Source organism: Streptomyces sp. NPDC048590 (assembly GCF_043199535.1).
GTDB lineage: Bacteria > Actinomycetota > Actinomycetes > Streptomycetales > Streptomycetaceae > Streptomyces.
This window is the reverse complement of sequence record NZ_JBICWC010000009.1, coordinates 393142-400276: the sequence shown is the minus strand read 5'-3', so window position 1 is coordinate 400276 and position 7135 is coordinate 393142. Positions and strand designations below refer to the sequence as shown.

Genomic DNA, 7135 nt, shown 5'->3' with positions numbered 1-7135 from the left:
GGCAAGATGCTGGACGAGCGGCTCGGGAAGATGACCTTCTGGACGCTGTTCTGCGGCTTCCACGGCACCTTCCTGGTGCAGCACTGGCTCGGCGCGGAGGGCATGCCCCGCCGTTACGCGGACTATCTGGCCGCCGACGGCTTCACCGCCCTCAACACGATCTCGACGATCTCCTCGTTCGTGCTCGGACTCTCGATGCTTCCGTTCATGTACAACGTCTGGAAGACCGCCAAGTACGGCAAGAAGATCGAGGTCGACGACCCGTGGGGCTACGGCCGTTCGCTCGAATGGGCGACGTCCTGCCCGCCGCCGCGCCACAACTTCGTCAGCCTGCCCCGCATCCGTTCCGAATCCCCGGCGTTCGACCTGCACCACCCGGAGATCGCGGCGCTGGAGCAGCTGGATCACCTGTCCGAGGGTGACAAGGTCCTCGCGGGCGGCAAGGAGGACGGCAAGTGAAGATCCAGGGCAAGCTCTTCCTCTGGCTGAGCATCTTCCTCCTGGCCATGGCCGTCACGTACGGCGTCTGGTCCAAGGAGCCGGTCGGCACCACCGCGCTCGTCCTGGCCTTCGGGCTGGCCGTCATGATCGGCTTCTACCTGGCCTTCACGGCCAACAGGGTCGACGCGATGGCCCAGGACAACAAGGAGGCCGACGTCGCGGACGAGGCCGGCGAGGTGGGGTTCTTCTCCCCGCACAGCTGGCAGCCGCTCTCGCTCGCCATCGGCGGCGCGTTCCTCTTCATGTCCGTCGTCTTCGGCTGGTGGCTGGCCTACTTCTCGGCCCCGCTGCTCCTGGTCGGACTCTTCGGCTGGGTCTTCGAGTACTACCGGGGTGAGAACCGGACCCAGTAGTACCCGTCCTCACAGGGCGAGCAACACCCGTACGGGGGCCCGGTCCGCTCGGCAACGAGCGGGCCGGGCCCCCGTTTGCAGTCATTGAACGCGCTGGATCGGATGAATCTTCTTAGCGTGGGTTCATGAACCACACGCCGCGCATCCGCACCGTAGTGAACTGCACTCTGCTGGTCGTGACCCTGGTAGCGGGTGCGACCGCCTGTGGCGAACCGGACGGCGACCCGCTGTCCCTGAAGCCGCACGACGCCGCCGAACTCATCTCGTTCAACGGCCCGCCCAAGAACCAGAAGGCCCACCCCGACAAGCCCATCGAAGTCACCGTCAAGGAAGACGACGCGAAGATCACGGACGTCACCGCCGTCGACGCCGAGGGGCGTCACCTGGCGGGCGAGCTGGACGCCGACGGGAAGCGGTGGCACTCCACCGCCTCGCTCGCGGCCGGAACCCGATACACCGTCAAGGTCTCCACCGAGAACGGTGACGGCGCCCCCGGCAGCCGTACGTACGCCTTCGGCACTGAGCAGGCCGAGAAGTTCCTCAAGGTCACCTTCGGCCCGCAGGCGGGCACCTACGGCGTCGGACAGCCCCTCACGGCGGAACTCAGCGCTCCGGTCACCGGCAAGGCGGCCCGCGCCACCGTGGAACGGGGACTGCAGGTCCGCTCCAGCCCCGCCGTCACCGGCTCCTGGTACTGGGTCGACGCGAAGACCCTGCACTACCGGCCCAAGGAGTACTGGCCCGCGAACGCCAGCATCGACCTCCGCAGCAACCTCAAGGGCATCAAGGTCACGGGGGGCCTCTACGCCGAGGCCACCAAACCCCTGAAACTCACCACCGGCGACCGGATAGAAGCGATCACCGACGCCTCCGAGCACTCGATGACGGTGCTGCGCAACGGCGAGGTGATCAACACCCTCCCGGTCACCACGGGCAAGCCCGGCTTCGACACCCGCAACGGCGTCAAGGTGGTGCTGGCCAAGGAACAGTTCGTACGCATGCGCGGCGAGAGCATCGGCATCGCCGCCGGTTCGTCGGAGTCGTACGACCTTCCGGTCTACTGGGCGACCAGGGTCACCTGGAGCGGTGAGTACGTCCACGCCGCGCCCTGGTCGACCGGCTCGCAGGGCAACGCCAACGTCAGCCACGGCTGCACGGGGATGAGCACCGCCGACGCCGAATGGTTCTTCGACACCGTTCGCGAGGGTGACATCGTCAAGGTCGTCGGCAGCGACGGCGAGATGATGACCCCGTTCGACAACGGCTTCGGCGACTGGAACCTCTCCTGGGCCGAATGGCAGAAGGGCAGCGCCCTGCACGGCGACGGCACTCCCTACACGGACTCCGGCGTCCAGACCGCGCGGCTGCGCCCGCAGGTCTGACCCCTGGAGCGCGCAGCGCGCTCCAGGAGACACCGCGGAGGGGTTCGGGGCCCCTCCGCCTCAGGCACCCACGGACAGCCTGTGGCGCAGCAGGGAGGCCAGGGCGTCCGCGAGGTCGACCGGGTCGACCGGATGCGTCACAGCGGCGTCCGCACGGCTCCAGGTGGCCAGCCAGGCGTCCTGCGGGCGCCCGATCAGCAGGAGCACGGGCGGGCAGTCGAAGATCTCGTCCTTGATCTGCCGGCAGACGCCCATGCCGCCCGCGGGAGCCGTCTCGCCGTCCAGCACGCACACGTCGATTCCACCGCCGTCCAGCGCGCTCAGTACGGCCGGCAGGGTGGCGCACTCCAGGAACTCCACCGGTGGCACGTCCGCCGCGGGCCTTCGGCCGGCCGCCAGCCTCACCTGCTCACGGATGTTGGCGTCGTCGCTGTAGACCAGGACCGTGGCGGTCGGCTGCATTGTTCCTCCGTGACGTCTGTGTCTTCGGGGCTCTCGGGGCATGAACCGATGGGCGGATCGTACTCCGCCGGGCGGCCTGTCAGCACCGGTAAGAACAGCGATTCGATGGGCCGTTCGGTGAGGGCACACGCCACTGACACACCGAACGGCACCCCCCGGAGTGAGGGCGGGATAAGCGACCGACATAATGTCGGTCGTGGCGACAGCAACGACAGTAGAAACCGGGCACGCGCACCCGTCGGTCAATCGGCCGAACCTCACCAGCGTCGGAACCATCATCTGGTTGAGTTCCGAGCTGATGTTCTTCGCGGCCCTCTTCGCGATGTACTTCACCCTGCGATCGGTGATGGGTCCCGAGCACTGGGAGGAGATGGCCCACCATCTGAACTTCCCGTTCTCGGCGACGAACACCACGATCCTGGTGCTTTCCTCCCTCACCTGCCAGATGGGCGTCTTCGCCGCTGAGCGGGGCGATGTGAAGAAGCTCCGGACCTGGTTCATCATCACGTTCGTGATGGGTGCGATCTTCATCGGAGGCCAGGTCCTCGAGTACACCGAGCTGGTCAAGGAGGCGGGTCTCTCCCTGTCCTCCGACCCGTACGGCTCGGTGTTCTACCTGACGACCGGCTTCCACGGTCTGCATGTGACAGGCGGCCTCATCGCCTTCCTGCTCGTACTGGGCAGGACATACGCGGCCTCGAGATTCACCCACGAGCAGGCCACCGCCGCCATCGTCGTGTCCTACTACTGGCACTTCGTGGACGTCGTCTGGATCGGCCTGTTCGCCACGATCTACATGATCAAGTAGCCGGGCTCGCGCCCGCCCATCATCGACGCAGAAGATCCTGACACCGGGGTAATCCGTGAAAAAGCTCTCCGCACGACGACGCCATCCGCTGGCGGCGGTCGTCGTCCTACTCCTCGCGCTGGCGGCTACCGGGGGGCTGTACGCCGCGTTCGCGCCTGCGGGTAAGGCGCAGGCCGACGAAACCGCCCAGTCCCTCGCCATCGACGAGGGCAAGAAGCTCTACTCCGTGGGCTGCGCAAGCTGCCACGGATCCGGCGGTCAGGGCACCACCGACGGGCCGTCCCTCGTGGGCGTCGGCTCCGCCGCCGTCGACTTCCAGGTCGGTACCGGACGCATGCCGGCCCAGCAGCCGGGCGCCCAGGTCCCGAAGAAGAAGGTCATCTACAACCAGGCCGAGATCGACCAGCTCGCGGCGTACATCTCGTCGCTGGGCGCCGGTCCGATCACGCCCACCAAGAGCCAGGTCGACCCCTCGGGCGCCGACGTGGCCAAGGGCGGCGACCTGTTCCGCACCAACTGCGCGCAGTGCCACAACTTCACCGGCGAGGGCGGCGCCCTGACGAAGGGCAAGTTCGCCCCGAGTCTCGAAGGCGTGAGCCCGAAGCACATCTACGAGGCCATGCAGACCGGCCCGCAGAGCATGCCCTCCTTCCCCGACACCACGATGCCGGAGCAGGAGAAGAAAGACATCATCGCGTACATCAAGACCGTCAACGGTGATGACTCCGAGACCCCCGGCGGGCTCTCCCTCGGTGGCCTGGGCCCCGTCAGTGAAGGTCTCTTCGGCTGGATCTTCGGCCTGGGCGGCCTCGTCGCCATCGCCGTATGGGTCGCGGCCCACACCGCTAAGGCCAAGAAGTCATGAGTAGCCAACAGATTCCAGAAGAGAACCTGCCGGTAGAGCAGGGCACCGCGCACGGCGCGGTAGAGGGTGCGGGCGACCCGTTCGCCGACCCGGGGCTGCCGGCCCACAAGCCGCGCATCCAGGACATCGACGAACGCGCCGCCGACCGCTCCGAGCGGGCCGTGGCACTGATGTTCACCCTGTCGATGCTGGCGACGGTCGGCTTCATCGCCTCGTACGTCATCTTCCCCGTCGACAAGATCGTCTACATCTGGCCGTTCGGTCATGTGAGCGCGCTGAACTTCTCCCTGGGTCTGACCCTGGGCCTGGCGCTCTTCCTGATCGGCGCGGGCGCCGTCCACTGGGCGCGCACCCTGATGTCCGACGTGGAGGTCGCCGACGACCGGCACGCCATCGAGGCGACCCCCGAGGTCAAGGCCAAGGTCATGGCCGACTTCGCGGCCGGCGCCCAGGAGTCCGCTCTCGGCCGGCGCAAGCTGATCCGCAACACCATGTTCGGCGCGCTGGCCCTGGTGCCGCTCTCCGGTGTGGTGCTGCTGCGCGACCTCGGTCCGCTGCCGGAGAAGAAGCTCCGTTCGACGCTGTGGGCCAAGGGCAAGCAGCTCGTCAACATGAACACCATGGAGCCGCTGCGTCCCGAGGACGTCGTCGTCGGTTCGCTGACCTTCGCCATGCCCGAGGGCCTGGAGGAGGACGCGCACGACTTCCAGACGCAGATCGCCAAGGCCGCCCTGATGATCATCCGCATCGAGCCGGACAACATCAAGGACAAGCGCGAGCGCGAGTGGGCCCACGAGGGAATCGTGGCCTTCTCCAAGATCTGCACCCACGTCGGCTGCCCGATCAGCCTGTACGAGCAGCAGACGCACCACGTGCTCTGCCCGTGCCACCAGTCCACCTTCGACCTCTCCGACGGCGCCCGCGTCATCTTCGGTCCGGCCGGTCACCCCCTTCCGCAGCTGCGGATCGGTGTGAACAGCGAGGGCAACCTCGAGGCGCTCGGTGACTTCGAAGAGCCCGTCGGTCCTGCCTTCTGGGAGCGCGGATGAGTACTGCGACGGATACAAAGCGCAAGGCGCCCGCCGGTGAGCGGGTCGCCGACTGGGCGGACGGCCGGCTCGGCATCTACGGCCTGGCCAAGGCCAACATGCGCAAGATCTTCCCGGACCACTGGTCCTTCATGCTCGGTGAGATCTGCCTCTACAGCTTCATCATCATCATCCTCACGGGTGTGTACCTGACGCTGTTCTTCCACCCGAGCATGAACGAGGTCGTGTACCACGGCTCGTACGAGCCGATGCAGGGCATCCGGATGTCCGAGGCCTACGCCTCGACGCTGGACATCAGCTTCGACGTCCGCGGTGGTCTGCTGGTCCGGCAGATCCACCACTGGGCAGCGGTGATCTTCCTCGCCGGCATGTTCGTGCACATGTTCCGGGTGTTCTTCACCGGCGCGTACCGCAAGCCGCGTGAGATCAACTGGCTGTTCGGCTTCCTGCTGTTCGTCCTCGGCATGTTCACCGGGTTCACCGGTTACTCGCTCCCGGACGACCTGCTCTCCGGCACGGGTGTGCGCTTCACGCAGGGCGCCATCCTGTCGATGCCGATCGTGGGCACGTACATCTCGATGTTCCTGTTCGGCGGGGAGTTCCCCGGCGGCGACATCATCGCCCGGTTCTACTCGATCCACATCCTGCTGCTGCCGGGCATCATGCTCGGGCTCGTGGTCGGCCACCTCATCCTGGTCTTCTTCCACAAGCACACGCAGTTCGCGGGTCCGGGCCGTACGAACAAGAACGTCGTCGGCATGCCGCTGCTCCCGGTGTACATGGCCAAGGCCGGAGGCTTCTTCTTCCTGGTCTTCGGCTTCATCGCCATCATCGCGGCGATCGCCACGATCAACCCGATCTGGGCGCTCGGCCCCTACCGTCCCGACCAGGTGTCCACGGGCGCCCAGCCGGACTGGTACATGGGCTTCGCCGAAGGCTTCGTCCGTGTGATGCCGGGCTGGGAGATCAACCTCTGGGGCCACACGCTGGTCCTGGGTGTGCTGATCCCGCTGGTCCTGTTCGGTGTGATCCTCGGGGCGCTCGCGCTCTACCCGTTCATCGAGTCCTGGATCACCGGGGACAAGCGCGAGCACCACATCCTGGACCGCCCGCGCAACGCCCCGACCCGCACGGGACTCGGTGTCGCCTGGGTGACGATCTACTTCGTCATGCTGATCGGCGGCGGCAACGACATCTGGGCGACCCACTTCCACCTGTCGCTCAACGCGATCAGCTGGTTCGTCCGGATCGCCTTCTTCGTCGGCCCGGTCCTCGCGTTCATCGCCACCCGGCGGATCTGCCTCGGCCTCCAGCGCCGCGACAAGGAGAAGGTGCTGCACGGGCGCGAGTCCGGCACCATCAAGCGCCTGCCGCACGGTGAGTTCGTCGAGATCCACGAGCCGCTCGGCCCGGGCCAGCTGCACACGCTCACCGCGCACGAGCAGTACAAGCCGCTCGAGATCGGCCCGACGGTCGACGAGAACGGTGTCGAGCGCAAGCCCTCGGCCCTGCAGAAGCTGCGGGCACGGCTCAGCAAGAGCTACTACGGCGAGAACAACCAGATCGCCAAGCCCACCGCCGAGGAGTACAGGGAGATCACCAGCGGCCACGGCCACCACTGATCGACCTCAGCTGAACGCCACAGCGGGAGCCCCGTCCATCCGATGGACGGGGCTCTTCGCTGTCCCCGGAGCTGGATAGGGTGGAGGCCTTCC

The 7135-nt window shown here is 66.9% G+C and carries 8 protein-coding genes; 7 read left to right on the top strand and 1 reads right to left on the bottom strand.

Translation table 11 applies throughout. The annotated features are described in order from the left end of the window. The 3 genes from ACGFNN_RS26775 to ACGFNN_RS26765 all read left to right on the top strand — a co-directional run. A partial coding sequence (locus ACGFNN_RS26775; RefSeq protein ID WP_393559598.1) for a cbb3-type cytochrome c oxidase subunit I occupies positions 1-459 on the top strand: 459 nt, incomplete at its 5' end. After that, positions 456-854, top strand: coding sequence for a cytochrome c oxidase subunit 4 (locus ACGFNN_RS26770; protein WP_362675736.1), 399 nt, complete (start codon positions 456-458; stop codon positions 852-854). The genes ACGFNN_RS26775 and ACGFNN_RS26770, both read left to right, overlap by 4 nt. 125 nt (positions 855-979) lie before the next feature. After that, complete coding sequence (locus tag ACGFNN_RS26765; protein ID WP_393559596.1) at positions 980-2236, top strand: Ig-like domain-containing protein; 1257 nt, start codon at positions 980-982, stop codon at positions 2234-2236. A 60-nt stretch (positions 2237-2296) separates the two neighbouring features. Here ACGFNN_RS26765 and ACGFNN_RS26760 read toward each other — a convergent pair whose 3' ends face one another. Beyond that, positions 2297-2698, bottom strand: a complete 402-nt coding sequence (locus tag ACGFNN_RS26760) for a hypothetical protein (protein ID WP_362547398.1) — start codon at positions 2696-2698, stop codon at positions 2297-2299. A gap of 187 nt (positions 2699-2885) precedes the next feature. On the opposite strand from ACGFNN_RS26760, the gene ACGFNN_RS26755 reads away from it, so the two are divergent. From ACGFNN_RS26755 to ACGFNN_RS26740, 4 genes are read left to right on the top strand one after another with little or no spacing between them, the layout of a single operon-like run. Beyond that, positions 2886-3506 carry a heme-copper oxidase subunit III gene (locus ACGFNN_RS26755; RefSeq protein ID WP_362547401.1) on the top strand — a complete coding sequence of 207 codons (621 nt, stop codon included), beginning with the start codon at positions 2886-2888 and terminating at the stop codon, positions 3504-3506. A gap of 55 nt (positions 3507-3561) precedes the next feature. Beyond that, positions 3562-4371 carry a c-type cytochrome gene (locus ACGFNN_RS26750; RefSeq protein ID WP_362670264.1) on the top strand — a complete coding sequence of 270 codons (810 nt, stop codon included), beginning with the start codon at positions 3562-3564 and terminating at the stop codon, positions 4369-4371. Then, complete coding sequence (locus tag ACGFNN_RS26745) at positions 4368-5420, top strand: Rieske 2Fe-2S domain-containing protein (RefSeq protein ID WP_362547407.1); 1053 nt, start codon at positions 4368-4370, stop codon at positions 5418-5420. The genes ACGFNN_RS26750 and ACGFNN_RS26745 overlap by 4 nt, the downstream gene beginning before the upstream one ends. Next, on the top strand, positions 5417-7042 hold the full coding sequence (locus ACGFNN_RS26740) for a cytochrome bc complex cytochrome b subunit (RefSeq protein ID WP_393559593.1): 1626 nt from the start codon (positions 5417-5419) through the stop codon (positions 7040-7042). The genes ACGFNN_RS26745 and ACGFNN_RS26740 overlap by 4 nt, the downstream gene beginning before the upstream one ends. The last annotated feature ends 93 nt before the right edge of the window (positions 7043-7135 follow it).

Excerpts from the sequence above, each read along its gene's own strand:
- ACGFNN_RS26765 (WP_393559596.1), top strand. The coding sequence starts at position 980 with ATGAACCACACGCCGCGCATCCGCACCGTAGTGAACTGCACTCTGCTG.
- ACGFNN_RS26760 (WP_362547398.1), bottom strand. The coding sequence starts at position 2,698 with ATGCAGCCGACCGCCACGGTCCTGGTCTACAGCGACGACGCCAACATC.
- ACGFNN_RS26755 (WP_362547401.1), top strand. The coding sequence starts at position 2,886 with ATGTCGGTCGTGGCGACAGCAACGACAGTAGAAACCGGGCACGCGCAC.
- ACGFNN_RS26745 (WP_362547407.1), top strand. The coding sequence starts at position 4,368 with ATGAGTAGCCAACAGATTCCAGAAGAGAACCTGCCGGTAGAGCAGGGC.
- ACGFNN_RS26740 (WP_393559593.1), top strand. The coding sequence starts at position 5,417 with ATGAGTACTGCGACGGATACAAAGCGCAAGGCGCCCGCCGGTGAGCGG.